General features: G+C 46.5%; 21 protein-coding genes. 5 read left to right on the top strand and 16 right to left on the bottom strand.

Going from position 1 to position 17,021, the window contains the following annotated elements; genetic code table 11:
• The first annotated feature begins 45 nt into the window (after positions 1-45).
• The 3 genes from V7126_RS15405 to V7126_RS15395 all read left to right on the top strand — a co-directional run bounded on the left by V7126_RS15405 (position 46) and on the right by V7126_RS15395 (position 1,177).
• The gene (locus V7126_RS15405) at positions 46-387 is read left to right on the top strand and encodes a YtrH family sporulation protein (protein WP_046129667.1); all 342 of its coding nucleotides are present in this window, start codon (positions 46-48) and stop codon (positions 385-387) included.
• The gene (gene ytrI, locus V7126_RS15400) at positions 384-887 is read left to right on the top strand and encodes a sporulation membrane protein YtrI (protein WP_046129668.1); all 504 of its coding nucleotides are present in this window, start codon (positions 384-386) and stop codon (positions 885-887) included. The genes V7126_RS15405 and ytrI overlap by 4 nt, the downstream gene beginning before the upstream one ends.
• Before the next feature lie 110 nt (positions 888-997).
• Positions 998-1,177, top strand: a complete 180-nt coding sequence (locus tag V7126_RS15395; protein ID WP_046129669.1) for a hypothetical protein — start codon at positions 998-1,000, stop codon at positions 1,175-1,177.
• Between the two features lie 124 nt (positions 1,178-1,301).
• Here V7126_RS15395 and V7126_RS15390 read toward each other — a convergent pair whose 3' ends face one another.
• A complete protein-coding gene (locus V7126_RS15390) occupies positions 1,302-2,243 on the bottom strand; it encodes a DHH family phosphoesterase (RefSeq protein ID WP_175076802.1) in 942 nt (313 codons plus the stop codon).
• Between the two features lie 147 nt (positions 2,244-2,390).
• On the opposite strand from V7126_RS15390, the gene V7126_RS15385 reads away from it, so the two are divergent.
• Positions 2,391-2,693 (top strand): YtpI family protein, encoded by a 303-nt coding sequence (locus V7126_RS15385; protein WP_046129671.1) that lies wholly within the window; start codon positions 2,391-2,393, stop codon positions 2,691-2,693.
• Positions 2,694-2,714: 21 nt separating this feature from the next.
• On the opposite strand, the gene V7126_RS15380 is transcribed toward V7126_RS15385, so the two are convergent.
• The 15 genes from V7126_RS15380 to sppA form a co-directional block, all read right to left on the bottom strand.
• A complete protein-coding gene (locus V7126_RS15380) occupies positions 2,715-4,037 on the bottom strand; it encodes a CBS domain-containing protein (protein ID WP_175076803.1) in 1,323 nt (440 codons plus the stop codon).
• 119 nt (positions 4,038-4,156) lie between these two features.
• The gene (locus V7126_RS15375) at positions 4,157-4,708 is read right to left on the bottom strand and encodes a PadR family transcriptional regulator (RefSeq protein WP_175076804.1); all 552 of its coding nucleotides are present in this window, start codon (positions 4,706-4,708) and stop codon (positions 4,157-4,159) included.
• Between the two features lie 100 nt (positions 4,709-4,808).
• Positions 4,809-5,498 (bottom strand): metal-dependent hydrolase, encoded by a 690-nt coding sequence (locus V7126_RS15370; RefSeq protein ID WP_175076805.1) that lies wholly within the window; start codon positions 5,496-5,498, stop codon positions 4,809-4,811.
• Positions 5,499-5,541: 43 nt separating this feature from the next.
• Positions 5,542-6,303 (bottom strand): SDR family oxidoreductase, encoded by a 762-nt coding sequence (locus tag V7126_RS15365; RefSeq protein ID WP_046129675.1) that lies wholly within the window; start codon positions 6,301-6,303, stop codon positions 5,542-5,544.
• 174 nt (positions 6,304-6,477) lie between these two features.
• Positions 6,478-6,618, bottom strand: a complete 141-nt coding sequence (locus tag V7126_RS15360; protein ID WP_164918170.1) for a hypothetical protein — start codon at positions 6,616-6,618, stop codon at positions 6,478-6,480.
• A 76-nt stretch (positions 6,619-6,694) separates the two neighbouring features.
• A complete protein-coding gene (argH, locus tag V7126_RS15355; protein ID WP_175076806.1) occupies positions 6,695-8,074 on the bottom strand; it encodes an argininosuccinate lyase in 1,380 nt (459 codons plus the stop codon).
• On the bottom strand, positions 8,071-9,282 hold the full coding sequence (locus V7126_RS15350) for an argininosuccinate synthase (RefSeq protein ID WP_046129677.1): 1,212 nt from the start codon (positions 9,280-9,282) through the stop codon (positions 8,071-8,073). Before V7126_RS15350 ends, argH begins: the two co-directional genes overlap by 4 nt.
• A gap of 171 nt (positions 9,283-9,453) precedes the next feature.
• A complete protein-coding gene (locus V7126_RS15345) occupies positions 9,454-9,978 on the bottom strand; it encodes a MogA/MoaB family molybdenum cofactor biosynthesis protein (RefSeq protein WP_175076807.1) in 525 nt (174 codons plus the stop codon).
• A gap of 102 nt (positions 9,979-10,080) precedes the next feature.
• Positions 10,081-11,268: an acetate kinase gene (locus tag V7126_RS15340; RefSeq protein WP_216899124.1), complete on the bottom strand. Its 1,188-nt coding sequence runs from the start codon at positions 11,266-11,268 to the stop codon at positions 10,081-10,083.
• A 224-nt stretch (positions 11,269-11,492) separates the two neighbouring features.
• Positions 11,493-12,479 (bottom strand): class I SAM-dependent methyltransferase, encoded by a 987-nt coding sequence (locus V7126_RS15335; protein ID WP_175076809.1) that lies wholly within the window; start codon positions 12,477-12,479, stop codon positions 11,493-11,495.
• Positions 12,480-12,561: 82 nt separating this feature from the next.
• The gene (tpx, locus tag V7126_RS15330) at positions 12,562-13,065 is read right to left on the bottom strand and encodes a thiol peroxidase (protein ID WP_046129681.1); all 504 of its coding nucleotides are present in this window, start codon (positions 13,063-13,065) and stop codon (positions 12,562-12,564) included.
• Positions 13,066-13,190: 125 nt separating this feature from the next.
• Positions 13,191-13,643: a GerW family sporulation protein gene (ytfJ, locus tag V7126_RS15325; protein WP_046129682.1), complete on the bottom strand. Its 453-nt coding sequence runs from the start codon at positions 13,641-13,643 to the stop codon at positions 13,191-13,193.
• A 12-nt stretch (positions 13,644-13,655) separates the two neighbouring features.
• Entirely contained in the window at positions 13,656-14,339 is a 684-nt protein-coding gene (locus tag V7126_RS15320; RefSeq protein WP_335497701.1) for a DUF2953 domain-containing protein, read from the bottom strand.
• 118 nt (positions 14,340-14,457) lie between these two features.
• The gene (locus V7126_RS15315) at positions 14,458-14,973 is read right to left on the bottom strand and encodes an RDD family protein (RefSeq protein WP_216899122.1); all 516 of its coding nucleotides are present in this window, start codon (positions 14,971-14,973) and stop codon (positions 14,458-14,460) included.
• A 15-nt stretch (positions 14,974-14,988) separates the two neighbouring features.
• Entirely contained in the window at positions 14,989-15,996 is a 1,008-nt protein-coding gene (gene sppA / locus V7126_RS15310; protein WP_216899120.1) for a signal peptide peptidase SppA, read from the bottom strand.
• A 187-nt stretch (positions 15,997-16,183) separates the two neighbouring features.
• Here sppA and V7126_RS15305 point away from each other — a divergent pair, with 187 nt between their 5' ends.
• Positions 16,184-16,984 (top strand): NAD kinase, encoded by an 801-nt coding sequence (locus V7126_RS15305; RefSeq protein WP_046130832.1) that lies wholly within the window; start codon positions 16,184-16,186, stop codon positions 16,982-16,984.
• Positions 16,985-17,021: the final 37 nt, after the last annotated feature.

The raw sequence follows: 17,021 nt of genomic DNA, 5'->3' as shown, positions 1-17,021 counted from the left end.
TTGTCTTACATTGTCCATATAGTGTTAAAAGGTGAGGTGATCGAAATGGACCCGGAACAGCCTTTTTTTCCAAACTTTATCAGCTGCTACTTTATCGCGCTCGGCGTTCTTCTCGGCGGTGCATTAATCGGCGGAATCGGCGCTTATTTGTCAGGCCAGCCGCCTTTAACGATTATTACGAGTCTTGCAAACCGTCTTAAGATCTGGGCATTGGTGGCCGCAATCGGCGGTACGTTCGATGCGGTCTACAGCTTTGAACGAGGCATCATCGAAGGCAATACGAGAGACATCGTGAAGCAGCTTCTTCTGATCCTTTCGGCAATGGGAGGAGCGCAGACGGGATTTCTGATCATCAACTGGCTCACACAGGAGCATATTTCATCATGAGGGTCCCTCCTTATCATAAAAAGCCGGGCTGGCAGCGTTTTTTCGCGGGAATCATGTGCGGAGCAGTAATCAGCTGGCTCGTATTCCTGTTTACGTACGGCACATTCCAGGAGAAACAGGTTATCATGATACGCCAGCAGAAGGAACGAATCACGGATTTGAATAAACAAATCGACATTTACCGGGAGGATCTCCATAAACTGAATGAAGACAACAAAAGAAAGCTGTTGATCCAAAGCGTTGACGTCAAGCTTGTAAACGCCAAGCAATACAAGCTGTCCCAGCCTGACCAGATGAATGTTGAAGAGAATATTAAAGATAATATTTCCGACGTCATTACGAAGGACATCGAAAGTGTTTACAGAACGAGGGAGCTTCTGAAACGGACGATTGAAAACAAAGTGTACACGATCAACGATAAAACCTACAAAGCAAAGGTTACGGAGCTGACGATTTATACGAGGCTTTCCGTCGAGATCAAAATTTCTTTTTCCGAATAAAAATATGGATTTTTTTTAACTATTTAAAGACTTTCGTCGCTTTTTTCCATTTTTTATTTTAAACTGTCATTACATGATATGATGACAATCGAAAAAGGGAGGAAAGCAGAATGTACATTTACAGTTACCATCAGCTGGCAAGAGATAAAGTCAACCGGATTAAGCTGGGCTATTCGGCTTATGCGGAAACTGATATTCTCGCGTCCCTTATCAAAAAAGAATTAAAGGCACAAAACATCAGCGTATATGAAGATGTGACGGATTTCGGATCTTGGTTTATACCCGAATAGGCGAAATCACGGAGGGCCGCCCGCATGATGAACACGCATGAAAACCGGCGATGTGCGTTGTTTTGTTTGTCTGCAAATGCAAACGCTACCATTCAGACAGCACAAAAAAAGAGGGTATCCCCTCTTATTTTTGTTCTTTACATATGTGCTCCAAGTCGGCAATGACGCGTTCGGCATCTTTCCAGTCGTAAATGGAAGCGCCGGCCGCCAGAGGATGGCCTCCGCCGTTGTATTTTTTCGCGACTTCATTTACAATCGGCCCCTTCGACCGCAGCCTTACCCTGATTTGATCGGCCTCCTCGACGAAAAACACCCATGCCTTAATTCCGGAAATATTGCCAAGCGTGCTGACGAGCTGCGATGCTTCAGACGGCGTAATATTGTACTGCTTTAATATGTCTTCTGTAATGTGCACAGAGGCAACGCCGTTTTCCGTCAATGAAACATTTTGATAAATGTATCCGTTCAGCCTCACAACATTCAGCTTTGTCTCATACAATTGATTAAAAAGTTCCTGAGACGAGAAAGGATATTCGATGAGCTCGCTCGCATATTTCAATGTCTTCTTGGTCGTGTTCGGAAACAGAAAACGCCCTGTATCGCCGACGATGCCTGCATAAATCAGCTCGGCCCCTTTGACCGGAAGCTTCCATCCCGCTTCTTTCCCGGCCAAATACAATTCATAAATCATTTCGCTCGTTGAGCTTGCATCCGTATCGACCCAGATCAGATCGCCGTACCGGTCTTCGTTCGGATGGTGGTCGATTTTAATCAGCTTTGCGCCCATATTGTAGCGGGAGTCTGAAATTCTTTCCTGATTTGCCGTATCGCAAACGATGACAAGGGCATTTTCGTAGACGGAGTCTTCGATTGTTTCCGGCGTATATAAAAATGACAAAGACGGCTCTGGCGTCCCCACCGCAAAAATATTTTTTTCGGGATAGGTTGCTTTCAAGATTTCCGTAAGGCCGCACTGGGATCCGTAGGCATCAGGATCAGGCCTCACATGTCTATGTATAATGATAGTGTCATATAATGATATGGTTCTGATGATTTCTTTTTTCATGCCGTGCCCCTTCTTTACATTTATTTTTAACCATTAAATCATAAACTGTAGTTGGTGGAAAGTGAAAGTCATGACTTTTTATTGTAGAAAGCAAACCCGTTTATGTATACAATGGGTTTGTAAAACTTACAATGGAGGATGTCGAATATGCCGTTTTTTGTTTTTTTCATTGTGGTTTCAGCGATTGTTTATGTGTATTACAAGATTCAATATGTAAGAACAAAAAGGGCCCTTTTGAAAGAATACCTGTCCGCTAAATCGAGCATGTCTTTAGGCCTTTTTATTATGTTCTTCGGACTGAATCAGCTCTTTTTAAACAGGGGCGCTTTAAGCGCTGCCATCGGGGTCGTTTTCGTTCTGACCGGAATCGGAAGCATGTGGGCCGGATACAGGGCTTATAAACATTATGTCCCTTTGCTCGCAAAGGAAAACGAGAGGGAAAACGCTTGAGCGGCATCCGGCCGGATCCCTTTAGCTTCTTTCCATGAGCTGTACCATCATCATCGCTTTGCCGACGAGAGCTCCCTGATGAAAAACTTCAATATCCATTTTTCCGAACTTTCTTCCCGCTTCCAGGATGTGCGGCTTAATCTCAAGGACAGACTCCATTTGCACGGGCTTTAAAAAATAAATCGTCATGCTTTCGATGACAAGATCACCCTTTTTGCGCGACCGCAAAACGCGGTTTGCCGCTTCGGTCAATATTGTCGTGAATACACCGTATGAGATCGTTCCCAAATGGTTTGTCATCTGCGGTGTGACCTCATATTGATAAACGGGGGAAGGATTCTGCTTGTCAATGTCTGATTCCTTGAATCCGCCTGTGACGATATCATCGAGTTTTTCACCGACTTGCGGCTGTTTTTGAATCATTTGTAGCGCTTTTAGCACATCCTGCCTGCTGATCATGCCGATCAGCTTCTGCCGCTCGTCTACCACCGGCAGCACTTCGATTCCTTCCCAGACCATCATCTGCGCTGCCGAGGCTACGGACGTTTTGCCGACGACCGTAATCGGATTTTTCGTCATGACTTTCTCGATAAGCACGGAGCGGTCATATCCTGCAACATCCTTTGACGTCAAAATGCCGTGGATTTTCATCTGGTCGTCAACGACCGGAAAGCGCCCGTGGCCCGTTTCAAAATTCTTTTCGTACCATCTTTCGAGCCTTTCATGAGGGGATAAGCAGACTGTTTTTTCAAGCGGGGTCAATATATCTTCAACAAGCACAACCTCTTTTTTAATGAGCTGATCGTAGATCGCCCTGTTGATCATGGCTGCGACGGTAAAGGTGTCATAGCTCGTCGACATGACCGGAAGCTCAAGCCTGTCGGCAAGCTCAAGGATCGACGGTTCGGTATCAAACCCGCCCGTTACCAAAACAGCGGCGCCGGCTTCAAGCGCCTGGCGGTGCGCATCGATCCGGTTCCCGACGATCAAAAGGTTGCCGGCTCCGGTGTATCTCATCATCGCATCGAGCTCCATCGCTCCGATGACGAACTTATTCAGCGTTTTATGAAGCCCTGCTTTGCCGCCGAGTACGTGTCCGTCGATGACGTTGACCACTTCGGCGTATGTCAGCTTTTCAATATTTTCTTTTTTCTTCTGCTCGATCCTGATCGTCCCGACCCTCTCGATCGTGCTGACGAAGCCTTTGTTTTCCGCTTCTTTGATCGCTCTGTAAGCCGTCCCTTCGCTCACTTTCATTTCTTTGGCAATCCGCCTGACGGAAATTTTTTCACCGACGGACAAGGAATCAATATATTTTAAGATCTGTTCGTGTTTTGTCGCCAATCGTTTCACCTTCATCCTCTGACTGCAAGATATGGTTTTATTATAAATGCTTGGACGTTTTTGCCGCAATCCGGCCCGCGCAAAATAAAAATACGCTATTCATGGGCCCATGGCCGCCGTCATCTACGCTTCATCAGCTCCAGCGCCTTCTTTAGCCAGTTGCAATAGCCATTTTCCCGTTCGAGCGCCCTCGTCAGGACAAGGTAGTGGCCAAAGTGCGGGGACTGAAAGGAAATCTCCGGTCCGGCTTCCTGTTTCAGCTTTTCAAGCCTTTCCTTTAAAAAAGCGGCCTTCTGCTTCCGTTTGGCGAGCTGGTCGGCAAAAAGGCCTTCTGCTTCACCAGGCTCCATCGCCGAAATGAAATAGGCTTTCAGCATAAATTCATCTTTCACCGTGTTAGGAACCGGCTGATATGCCGTCAGCCATTCATGAAGCTCCCGTTTTCCGGCGGCTGTTATGGAATATACCTTTTTTTCCAATTTCGCCCCTTGTATAACCGTTTCAAATTCGATGAACCCCTCATCTGTAAGCTTTTTCAGCTCGGGGTAAATCTGGCTGTGCTTCGCGCTCCAGAATTGGCCAAGCTCTGCTTTAAAATGGCTCGTCATATCATAGCCGCTCAGACTGCCTTTATCCAAGAGACCCAAAATTGCGTATTTCAGTACCCTCATGTTTATCCTCCAAAGTATATCGTGATGATATTATATCATGCTGCACATGTTTTGATTTACATACAAAAAAGGAGCCCGATCAAGGGGCCCCATGCTGCCTTCATGATTTCAATTCGATCGATTCGCCGACTTCCAGCACTTTCCCGACGCCGCCCGGCAGGCTGTCGGCAAAGGCGTACGGATCCTGTTCGATGACCGGGAACGTCGAGTAATGAACGGGAACAACCTGTTTGGCTCTAAGCCATTCCGCAGCCAGTTTTGCATCTTCAGGTCCCATTGTAAAATTGTCGCCGATCGGCAAGAATGCGAGGTCGATGTGGTTTAACTCGCCGATGAGCTTCATATCTGAAAACAGACCCGTGTCTCCCGCATGAAAAATCGTTTTACCTTCAACAGTCAGCAAGATCCCCGCCGGCATTCCGGTATAAACGATTTTTTGATTGTCTTCTTCCGTATAAGCGGAGCCGTGGAATGCCTGTGTCAGCTTCACTTTTCCAAAATCAAACTGGTGCGAACCGCCGATGTGCATCGGATGTACATTCAAGCCTTTCCATCCGAGGTAAACCGCAAGCTCGTTCGGAGCGACGACAAGCGCGTCGTTTCGCTTGGCGATTTCCACGGTGTCGCCGACATGGTCGCTGTGGCCGTGCGTCAGCAGGATGGCGTCTGCTTTAACATTTTCAGGTTTTAAGTCTGTTAAAGGATTGCCGGAAAGAAACGGATCAAAAATTAAATGGTGATTTTCTGTTTCAACTGTAATGACCGAATGACCATGGTATGTCACTTTCATCATATCCACCCCAATTTCATGTTTTTTATGAAACAAAACTTTTTTAGTGAGAGTGACGGTTAATCACGTTCAGGCCGCCTGTTGCTTCAATAACCGTTCCCGTGATGTAGTCCGAATTTTCGTCACAGAGGAATGCAATGATCCTTGCGATGTCTTCTCCGGTTCCCGATCTGCCAATCGGCGTTTCCCGATCAAGGGAAGCACGGGCGTCTGTGATCGAGGATTCTTTCATGTCCCCGACGATGTTGCCCGGACAGACCATGTTTGCTGTAATGCCTGAGCCCGCTTCTTCGATGGCGATCGTTTTGGTAAGGGAGGCAAGTCCGACTTTCGCCGCTCCAAAAGCTGAACGGTGCAGCCAGCCCGGAGCATGGTCAGCCCCTTGAAATCCGTATGTGATGATGCGTCCAAACTGCTGGCGTCTCATGACCGGAACGACCGCTTTAAACAGATGGAAGACGGCGCTCAAATTTCCTTCAAGCATCTCATACCATTCATCATCAGTATAATCGGCAAGCTTCTTCCGCTCAAATATGTATGGGCCGGCATTGTTAATCAGCAGATCGATTGTTCCGAACCGCTCGAGAGCCGCATTCACCATGTGATGCAAATCTTCCTTTTTCGTGACATCTCCCTTTACAAACTGCAATCGGTCAAGGCAAGACCGCCATTCGGTTTTCAGGCGCTTGACAGCTTCTTCATCCCGTCTGTAGTTCACCGTCACGGAATATCCTTTTTCGAGCAGCGCTTCTGTCACTTTACGCCCTAAACCTTTTGAGCCGGCTGTAATTAACGCATGGCGCACATCTTTCCCTCCCAAGCATTGGTTCTCTGTATTCACCATCATTGGCATGATATTCTTTTCTATCTATACTTTACTACAAAATCGGGAGGATATCACATGTTGAGCACCGGCAATTTTTGCAATATCATAATAACAAAACTGAAGCCATCAGGCTCCAGCTTTATCGAAAGGGTTCTATTGTTCGTCTTGATCAGACGGCTGTTCGGCATCATAACTCACAAAGCCGCTGAAATAAGCATCAGATATTTGCTGGACGGTTTCCTTTTCCCCGTCAGCATCGTACATGTAAGCCTGTTTTAGCTTATCCTGCTTCATTCCCACACCCCTCTTTTCGATTCATACGTGTAGTTTGCGTCTGAGCTTTCTCAGTTATGAATCGAATCGCGAAGTGTTAAAAATTGTTCAATTTTTGCTTTGCTTTCTGCAGGGCTTCCTCAACCTTTTTGAAGCCGGTGCCGCCTTCGCTCATCCTTTTTTCGACGGCATGGTGCGGATCGAGCACGACATAGACGTCCTCTTCAAACAGGCCGCTCGCCTTTTGGAATTCTTCAAACGGAAGGCCGCTGAGGTAAATCCCTTTTTCAATACACGTATAGACGAGCTTTCCGACGACTTCGTGCGCATCTCTGAACGGCATTCCTTTTTTTGCTAGATAATCGGCCAGCTCGGTTGCGTTTGAGAAGTCCTGCTCGGTTGCTTTTTTCATCATGTTTTGATTGACGGTCATTGTTTTGATCATGCCGGCGAAGATCTCCAGGCTTCCTTCTACCGTTTTGACCGTGTCAAACATGCCTTCTTTATCTTCCTGCAAATCTTTATTGTAAGCTAAAGGAAGGCCTTTCATAATCGTTAACAGGCCGATCAGACTGCCGTACACGCGTCCGGTTTTTCCGCGGATCAATTCCGCCATGTCCGGATTTTTCTTTTGCGGCATCATGCTGCTGCCTGTCGCGTATGTGTCATCAAGCTCGATAAACTTAAATTCCTGTGAACACCAAAGGATGATTTCTTCAGAAAAACGCGACAGATGCATCATCAGAATGCTGCTTGCGCTTAAAAATTCAAGGATGAAATCCCTGTCGCTGACGCCGTCAAGGCTGTTTTCATAAATCGAATCAAATCCGAGCAGCTCTGCGGAATATTCGCGGTCGATCGGAAAAGTCGTCCCCGCGAGCGCCCCGCATCCGAGCGGTGATGTATTGATCCGCTTCAGCGAATCGCGGTAGCGCTCTTTATCGCGTTCAAGCATCCAAAAATAAGCGAGCAGATGATGGGCGAACGAAATCGGCTGTGCCCGCTGCAAATGCGTGTAGCCGGGCAAAATCGTCCCGACGTGTTCTTCCGCTTTTTCGACGAGCACGCCTTGAAAAGCCGCGATCAAATCGAGGATGTGTTCGGTGTGCTCCTTTAAATAAAGGTGCATGTCGGTTGCAACCTGGTCGTTTCGGCTTCTCGCCGTATGAAGCTTGCCGCCGAGCGGTCCGATTTCATCGATGAGCATCTTTTCGATATTTAAATGAATGTCCTCATAATCGACGGAAAAATCGAGCTCGTTTTTTTTGGCTTTATGCCAAAGAGATGTGAGGCCTTCTTTTATTTTTTCCGCTTCCTCCTCTGTCAATATGCCGCACTTTTTCAGCATGGAAGCATGGGCGAGTGACCCTGAGATATCTTCTTTTACAAGCGTTTTGTCAAAGTGGATCGATGCTCCGAACTCATCGACCCATTTTTCCGGTGTTTTTTGGAACCGGCCTCCCCAAAGCTTTTTCATGCTTTAACCTTCTCCTTCTGTTTGACGATACTGTTTACTTTTGTCGGCAGCCCCCACAGTTCGATAAAACCGACTGCCGCGTGATGGTCAAATGCATCGTCTTTTGTGTATGTCGCCAATTTTTCGTCGTAAAGGGAATAATCGGATTTTCGGCCTTCCACGATTGCATGGCCTTTAAACAGCTTGACGCGGACGACGCCTGTTACGTGCTTTTGCGTTTCCTTCAGGAAAGCGGAAAGGGCGTCTTTCAGCGGTGAAAACCAAAGGCCGTTGTAAATGACTTCAGCCATTTTTTGTTCGACCAGCGGCTTAAAGTGGGCGACTTCTTTCACCAATGTCAGATCTTCAAGCTCTTTGTGCGCTTTCAACAGCGTCACGGCTCCCGGGCATTCATAAACTTCGCGGGACTTGATGCCGACCAGGCGGTTCTCAACATGGTCGATCCGGCCGACGCCGTGTTCCCCCGCCAACTCGTTCAGCTTTAAAATCAAATCCGAGAGGGTATAAGACACACCGTCAATCGATACCGGAACGCCCTGTTCAAAAGCAATTTCGACAACAGCCGGCACATCAGGCGTTTTTTCAAGCGGCTTTGTTAAGTCATACGCTCCTTCAGGCGGCGCTGCCCAAGGGTCTTCAAGGATGCCGCATTCATTGCTTCTGCCCCACAGGTTTTGGTCGATTGAATACGGACTGTCTAAATTGATCGGAATCGGAATGCCGTGCTTTTCCGCGTATGCGATCTCTTCGTCCCGCGACCATTTCCATTCGCGTACGGGAGCGAGAACCTCGAGATTCGGGTTCAGCGATTTAATGGAAACTTCAAAGCGGACCTGGTCATTTCCTTTGCCGGTGCATCCGTGAGCGACGGCGACTGCGTTTTCTTTTTCGGCGACTTCTACAAGCTTCTTGGCGATCAGCGGTCTTGAAAGGGCTGACACCAGCGGGTATTTGCCTTCATACATCGTGTGGGCCTGCAGGGCGACCAGCGCAAACTCCCGGGCAAACTCTTCTTTTGCATCAATCATGTAAGAATTGACTGCACCCACTTGAAGCGCCTTTTGCTGAACAAACGCGAGATCCTTGCCTTCGCCGACGTCAAGGCAGCAGGCAACAACATCGTACCCCTGCTCTTGCAGCCATTTTATCGCAACAGAAGTATCAAGACCTCCTGAATATGCTAAAACCACTTTTTTCTTTTCCGTCATTTTGAAAAACTCCCCTCACATCGGTGTCTTTTGTATAAAAATAAATTTTATTTAATAAAAATACACTTAATATGTATACACTTTATCAAGGAAGTCTCGTTTTTTCAACCTTTTTATAAAAAAAACTTCATTCATTTTTTATGAATGAAGTTTCGTCAGTATTCAGCATATTCACCACAGGTTCTGCATGTCTTTTCTCAATTCCCTGATCACGTGGGCAAGCTCCGGAACAATCAGTTTTGCCATCGCAAGCTTGACCGCTCCGCTTGAGCCCGGCGTCGCAAATACGGCTTTGTTTTGAATGACGCCGGCTGATGCTCTGGAAAGAATCGCGCTTGATCCGATATCCTCGGTATAGCTCAGCATCCGGAAGATTTCTCCGAAGCCGGAAATCTCCTTCGAAAAAAGCGGTGCAATCGATTCGATCGTCACATCTCTCGCTGCAATGCCTGTCCCTCCGTTTAACAGTACCGCTTCAACGCGATCATCGCGGCATCCTTCAAGCACCGCCGCCTGAATCTCTTCCTTTTCGTCTTTCACGATCTCATAGGAAACAATTTCGTGGCCGGCATCTGTCAAAAACTCTTTCATCAGCCGGCCGCTTTTGTCCGTATCTTCCGTTCTTGTGTCGCTGACCGTGATCACCTTGCAGGACACGCAGTCGGGCGCTTCTTTTTTGTGTTCTTCGACACTCATGTTACATCCGCCTCCTTTTTAGCGATCTTTTTCATTATAAAGGAGAAAGTTTTTTTGAAACATATAAAAAAACCTTCCCCCTGGCCTGGGGGAAGGCTGTATTTATTTTGCAAGTCTGACAACGTCTCTTGCAATCATGACTTCTTCGTTCGTCGGAACGATCAGTACTTTTACCGGAGAATGCGGATAGCTGATAAACGCTTCTTTGCCGCGGACATTATTTAAAGCAGGGTCCCAATACACGCCCATGAACTCAAGACCGCGAAGAACGCGTTCTCTTACTTCAACGCTGTTCTCACCGATGCCGGCAGTGAAAATGATCGCGTCAACGCCGCTCATTCTTGCTGCATAGGAGCCGATGTATTTATGGATGCGGCTTGCAAAGATTTGAAGAGCCGTTTCCGCGCGCTCATTGCCTTCTTTGGCAGCATCTTGAATATCGCGCAAATCGCTTGAGAAACCGGAAATCCCCAAGAGACCGCTCTTTTTATTAAGCGTGTTGACCACTTCGTCAACAGTCTGTCCCGTTTTCTCCATGATGAATGGGATCAGGGCAGGGTCGATGTTTCCGGACCGCGTTCCCATCGCCACGCCTGCAAGCGGAGTGAAGCCCATTGACGTGTCGATCGATTTGCCGCCTTCAACAGCAGCGATGCTAGCTCCGTTTCCTAAATGGCAGGAAATCAGGCGCAAATCCTCAAGCGGACGTCCGAGAAGCTCAGCAGCGCGCTCTGTTACGTACTTATGAGACGTACCGTGGAAACCGTATTTGCGAATGCCGTATTTTTCATAGTATTCATAAGGCAGACTGTATAAATATGACTGTTCAGGCATCGTCTGATGGAAAGCCGTATCAAAAACGGCTACGGCCGGAACGTTTGGAAGAACTTCTTTAAACGCTTGGATTCCGACGATGTTAGCCGGATTGTGAAGCGGCGCCAAATCGGAAATTTCTTCAATTTCGCGAATCGTTTCGTCTGTAAGAAGAACCGAATCGTTGAACTTTTCGCCTCCGTGGACGACGCGGTGGCCGATGCCGTTGATTTCGTTTAAGTCTTTAATGATGCCGTATTCCGTCAGTTTGCCGAGCAGCATTTTTACCGCTACGGAATGATCCGGAATGTCTGTTGTTTCGCTCTTTTTTTGATCGTCGAAAGAGATCGTAAAAATGCCGTTATCCAGCCCGATCCGTTCGACTAAACCTTTTGTTAATACTTTTTCGCTGGGCATTTCGAAAAGCTGAAATTTTAATGATGAGCTTCCAGCATTGATTGCGATAATTTTGGACATAAATGACGCTCCTTTTTACCTAGAGTCCGGTTATTTTATGTTCAACCCGGATCATAAAAAATATGTATAAATCGTTCATAGTAAATTCAAAAAATATCTGCCTTTTTCATTTAAACATTCAAAAGAATCCTTTTCAAGTACGATTCTGATTGTTAACGCTTTCAAAAAGATTTTATTATTTTCTGAAAATAAATATACAGCCAGAGAATCCCATCTCTGACTGTTTAGCTTTTTTCCTGTTTAAACCAATTGTCAAGTTTTGCGGTCATCTTCAGCATCGCTTCTTTGTTGGAGAAGGACGGAAGTTCGGCAAGCAGCACATGTTTCGGCGCTTTTGCCCCTTCTCCCTGCTTTTGCAGCACAAGGATGCTTTTTGCGTGTGCTTCATCTTTAAATATCGAAAGCGGCAGCTGAAGGACTGCATTGATGTGCGCGGTGTCCTTTAAAAAGGTCCGGAGCTGTTCGCTTTGGCTGCTTTCAAACAAATGGTTCGGTATCATGAAAAATAAATATCCGCCCGGTTTTGTATATGTCAGGCTTTGTTCGATGAACAGATGATGCGAAAAAGAGTGGCCTTCATCGGCTTTCAGACGGAACGACCGCGCGCTTTCATCATCCGGATAATATCCGACGGGAAGATCGCAGATGACCGCATCGACAGGGTCCATAAAAACGGGCTGCAGGCTGTCCTGGTTGAACAATTCAATTTCTTTTTGCTGGAGATTCGCTTGAACGTAGGCGAGTTTGATCAGTACATCATCAATCTCGGAACCGAAGGCTTTGCCGGGTGTTTCCGCAAGCTGGTTCAATACGGCAAGCAGAAGGTTTCCTGTGCCGACCGCCGGATCGAAAAGGGTGAGTCCTTTTTTGCGGCCCATGAACTTATTGACGAGATATCCGATAAACAAACCGATCGTATCCGGAGTCATTTGCCGGTTCGGATGCGGGATATTTTTCAGCCCTTTGAGAATCGCAAGCTGAAAGGCTTTTCGTATAGATTCGTGGCTGCATTGGGAAAAATCCGCTTTTTCGATCAGCTCTTTCATCTTTTGTTCGCCCGCTTCTGTCAACGTGCGGCTTGCTTCTCCCAGAAAGTACGCTTCTCCGGCATCTGCCAACGCTTCTATGTATGGAATCTCCCGGTCGCGGGCGATGATGTTCGCTCCATCATCAAGCCAGCCGTATATCGTTTCTACTTGGTTGTTTTGCATGCAATGTCTCTCCTTATGAAAATGTAAAGCCATGAAAAGAGCTCCGGGAGTTGTTCACCTGGAGCCCTTTCTAACGTACTTTTTACTTTGCAAGCGACTTTGCAGCTTCAATCGCTTTTTCGTAATCCGGATGATTTGTCGCTTCACTTACATACTCAGTGTAAACGACTTTTCCGTTTTCGTCTAAAACAAATACGGCGCGGGCGAGCAATCTCAGTTCCTTAATATAGACGCCGAATGCTTCCCCGAATGACATCTCCCGGTGATCTGACAATGTTTCCACATTTTCAATTCCGTTCGATCCGCACCAGCGCGCCTGCGCAAACGGAAGGTCCGCGCTGATCGTGTACACTTTCACTGAACCGAGGCTTGCGGCTTCTTCGTTAAAACGGCGGGTCTGTGCGTCGCAAACTCCCGTATCAATGGATGGTATAACTGAAATAATCGCAGGTGTGCCTTTGATGTCTTGAAGCGTCACTTCCTCCAGCGAATTGGAAAGCACCGTAAAATCAGGAGCTTGATCGCCGACGCGTACTTCGGAACCAACCAATGTTACAGGGTTTCCTTTAAATGTTATTGAAGCCATCATTATTCCTCCTTCACTTATGTATGACTCTACTATAAAAGAGTTTGAGCCAAACTGCAAAGCTTAAGTTTGAGACGAAAAAAAGTTAACTGCTTCTAAAAACAGTTAACTTTCAGAGCGTTGTTTTATAATGGCATATCTTTTTGATTCATTTTTTGTTTTTGCTTATCGTTTTTCTTAAATATTTGCTGGATCCGCTCGATCGTTTGCGGGGCTGAATCTAAAATCTTGTCAATGACGTGCGTGTTTTCATCCAAATGGAGGATTCTTACGCCTGATGTGCCGACAATCAAAAACGCAATCGGTGTGATCGATACACCTCCGCCGCTCCCTCCGCCAAACGGAAGCTTCGCTTCTTTTCGTTCCCGTTCACCGTCGCTTGCTTTCGATTCCGCAGGTTTCGCGCCGCTGAATTCGCTTCCGCCGGCGGCAAATCCAAAGCCTACTCTGGAGACGGTTAAAATGACACTGCCGTCAGGTGTTTCTACAGGATCTCCGATAATGGTATTAACATCGATCATTTCTTTTAAATTTTCCATGGCGGTTTTCATCAAACCTTGAATTGGATGTTCAGCCATACTCCATTCCTCCTATACAGATGAGTCTTTCTTTGTTGAACCTGACAGATGTTTCGGCAGCTTAAACAAGCCGCGCATGTTCCCTTTCCAATTAACCACGATTCTGAAAGCTACGGTTATAGCATGTCCAACGCGAAAATGGAATATACATGTCAGGTGCGTTTTGGAGGACGGGCTGTTAAAAACGGGAATCACCTGATACTCAGGGCGACGGTCAAAACTTAAAAACCTGTCCAACATAGCCATCGAGGCGGATTTGACGGACCAGGCACCGCCCGTTGCAATACCGGTCAAAGCCGCGTCGGGAAGCCCGAGAACTGACGTCCACTCAAGCTTTGTTACATGTATGCGCTTCATGAATTTGCGGATGACCGGCTGAAGATTGCGGATTTGTTCGACAAGGTTTTTGATCTGCCGCATACTTTTAAGCACGTCATTGAACCCGACTTTCCGCTTCTTTTTATCTTTGCTGACAGCAGTGCTCATCCGCTCCTTTACATCAATGGTCATATCTTTTTGATTGACCTTGATCATAGGGATTTCCCTTTTGATATGAAGGAGGCCGAAAAGCGTCCGAATCTTAACGGTCAGCCGGTCGTCGTCATGTGTATGAACATATTCGATTGAAACGCGGATTTTCATAAACCAAACAGCCGCAAGCAAAGATATGGCGGCTGCTATCCATATGTAAACCATGTTTTCACTTCCTCTTATACTAGGCATTATGGGATAAACGCAAAAAAAATAAACGTGGAAGATCGCCATGGCTCAGGAAAGCCCGGCAGTCTGGGTGCCGGGCTCCTGAATGGTTTATTTACTTTTTCCGAAACAGCTTTTCGTGAATCACCGCGGTGTCGGCAAAATAATCGTGGATTCCTTGTTTCTTCGGCGTAAAACCGACAATGAGATAGGTGATATACACGCTGTTGATATAGCGGCCGATAACTTCCCTGAACAGGACCACATCCCAGGTAAGCCTTTTTTCAGGAACAAGTGAAACTACCTTGAGTCCGAATACCATTTTGCCCAATGTCTGTTTGAAAAACTTCGTCATAATGGCAAAATAGGCAAAAAACACGACGGCCGACGTAATCGAATACAGCGAAAAAGTGAAAAGCCCTGTTTCTTTCGGCAAATGAAGCAAACTGAAAACAGGAGATATGAGCAGGCGGTTGATACTGCCGATCACAATCCCGTCAAGCAGAAACGCCCAAAACCTGACCCAAAAACCGGCGTATGCATGCTCCAAAGGCGGGGCCGATTTGGCTTGAGAAACGTCAGCGGGCGCAGATATTTCGTTATGATCCTTTCCATCATAAGTCACATCCATTTTTCGGTCCCCCTCCTATTTAGCGTAAAGATACATCAGTCTCGGCGCGCCGGATTGCGAAATGGCTTCTTTAATATTCAAAAAGTCAGCTTCGCTTTTAAATATTTTGTTCGCGCTCATCGAAAGGAGCGATGAAAGGCCTGTCGATTCTTTGTAGCTGACAACGGACGCCTTAGCCAAATCTTTATGGTCTTTTTTCATTGCTTTTACTGCATCTTCGTAGTAGCCGAGTTCATCGACCAAATGCAGCTTTTTCGCCTGCCGTCCGTCATAAACCCGTCCATCGGCGATTTTTTTCACATCGGCTTTTGATAAATTGCGCCCCTCTGAAATTACGTCAACGAAGCCTTCATAAGAATCGTTGACCATGGACTGCATGATCTCACGCTCTTTCTTCGTCATATCGCGCGTCGGAGACATGATGTCTTTATATTCTCCGCTTTTGATCGTTTCCGTTTTCAATCCAAGCTTTTCGGCAAGCTTGCTGTAATTCATGCCTTCCATAATGACCCCGAGAGAGCCTGTCAGGGTGTCGGGCGCCGCGAAAATCTTATCTGCCGGGGTGGAAATGTAATAGCCTCCGGACGCCGCCATCGAACCCATTGATACGTAAATCGGCTTTTTCGCATCCTTTTTGATTTCTTCGAGTTTCTTATGTATTTCAGCGCTTTCGTATACCCCGCCTCCCGGAGAATTCACGCGTAAAATGATCCCTTTAACCGCAGAATCATCTTTCGCCCTCTCCAGCATTTTTAAAAACGATCTGTGGTTGTATCCGTCAGAACCGAGAAGGCTTGAGCCATCGCCATTGTCTTGAATCGTTCCATTCACTTCCAGGACTGCGATTTTATTTGAACCGCTCCCGTTTTCCAAAACCGTTTCTTCCTGGCCGTCAGTGAGGCCAAACTGCATCTTGCTGTCATCACTGAAACTTTCAAATACCGTCAAAATCAGGCTCATGATCAAAGAAACGCCGAAAATACCCACTGCGATCACAAGCGCTATCCACCTTTTAGGATTCATTTGTTCTCCTCCTTTTAAAAAAATGTTGCATGTCATAGTACGTATACGAAGAGAAAAAGTTCGATATGATGACGCTTCATATACAACAAACTCCTGAGGACATGGTAAACTAGGGTCACAGGTCATTTTAACACATATGTTAGATGGCAGAGAAATCTAAATTTCACAAACAAAGGGGAGAATGGTTGTGACAGACCGCCGGAACATTTATTTCTTTTACAAGCAAAATGCGGAAACAGATGAACAGTGCAATATGCTGAAGCAGCTTGCCAAAGAACACGGATTTCAAGTCGTCGACGATCATCGGCAGGCCAACATTATCGCAAGTATCGGCGGCGATGGTACTTTTTTGCAGGCGGTGCGAAAAACGAATTTCAGGGATGACTGTCTGTATGTAGGGGTAGCCAAAAAGGGGAAGGCTCACCTTTACGCTGATTTTAATATTCATGATACAGATAAAATGATCGAAGCGACAAACTCGGAACAAATCGAAGTCAGAAAATACCCGCTCATCGATGTGACGGTTGACGGGACGAACCGATTTCACTGTCTGAACGAGGTATCCATCCGCTCAAGCATTATTAAAACGTTTGTGATGGATGTATATATTGACGATCTTCACTTTGAAACATTCCGCGGGGACGGAATGATTGTATCCACCCCGACGGGAAGCACGGCTTATAATAAATCTGTCGAAGGAGCGGTTGTCGATCCGTTGCTTCCATGCATACAGGTGACTGAGCTCGCTTCATTAAACAACAACACCTACAGGACGCTCGGTTCGCCGTTTATCCTAAGCGCCGATCGTAAGCTGACGCTTAAAATCGCCCAGGACGGCAACGATTATCCGATCATCGGCCTTGATAACGAAGCATTCAGCACGATGAATGTAAAAAAGGTTGAGGTCAGCCTGTCCGAAAAAGTCATGAAAACCGTCAAGCTGAAAGACAATTCATTCTGGGAAAAAGTAAAGCGTACATTTCTTTAATATTGGAAGCCTTTTCAAGATGAAATAGGCGGGTGCC

Origin of the sequence: Bacillus sp. JJ675 (genome assembly GCF_036963165.1) — a bacterium.
Classification (GTDB): Bacteria; Bacillota; Bacilli; order Bacillales; family Bacillaceae; genus Bacillus; species Bacillus glycinifermentans.
This window is presented reverse-complemented; position numbering and strand designations above follow the sequence as displayed.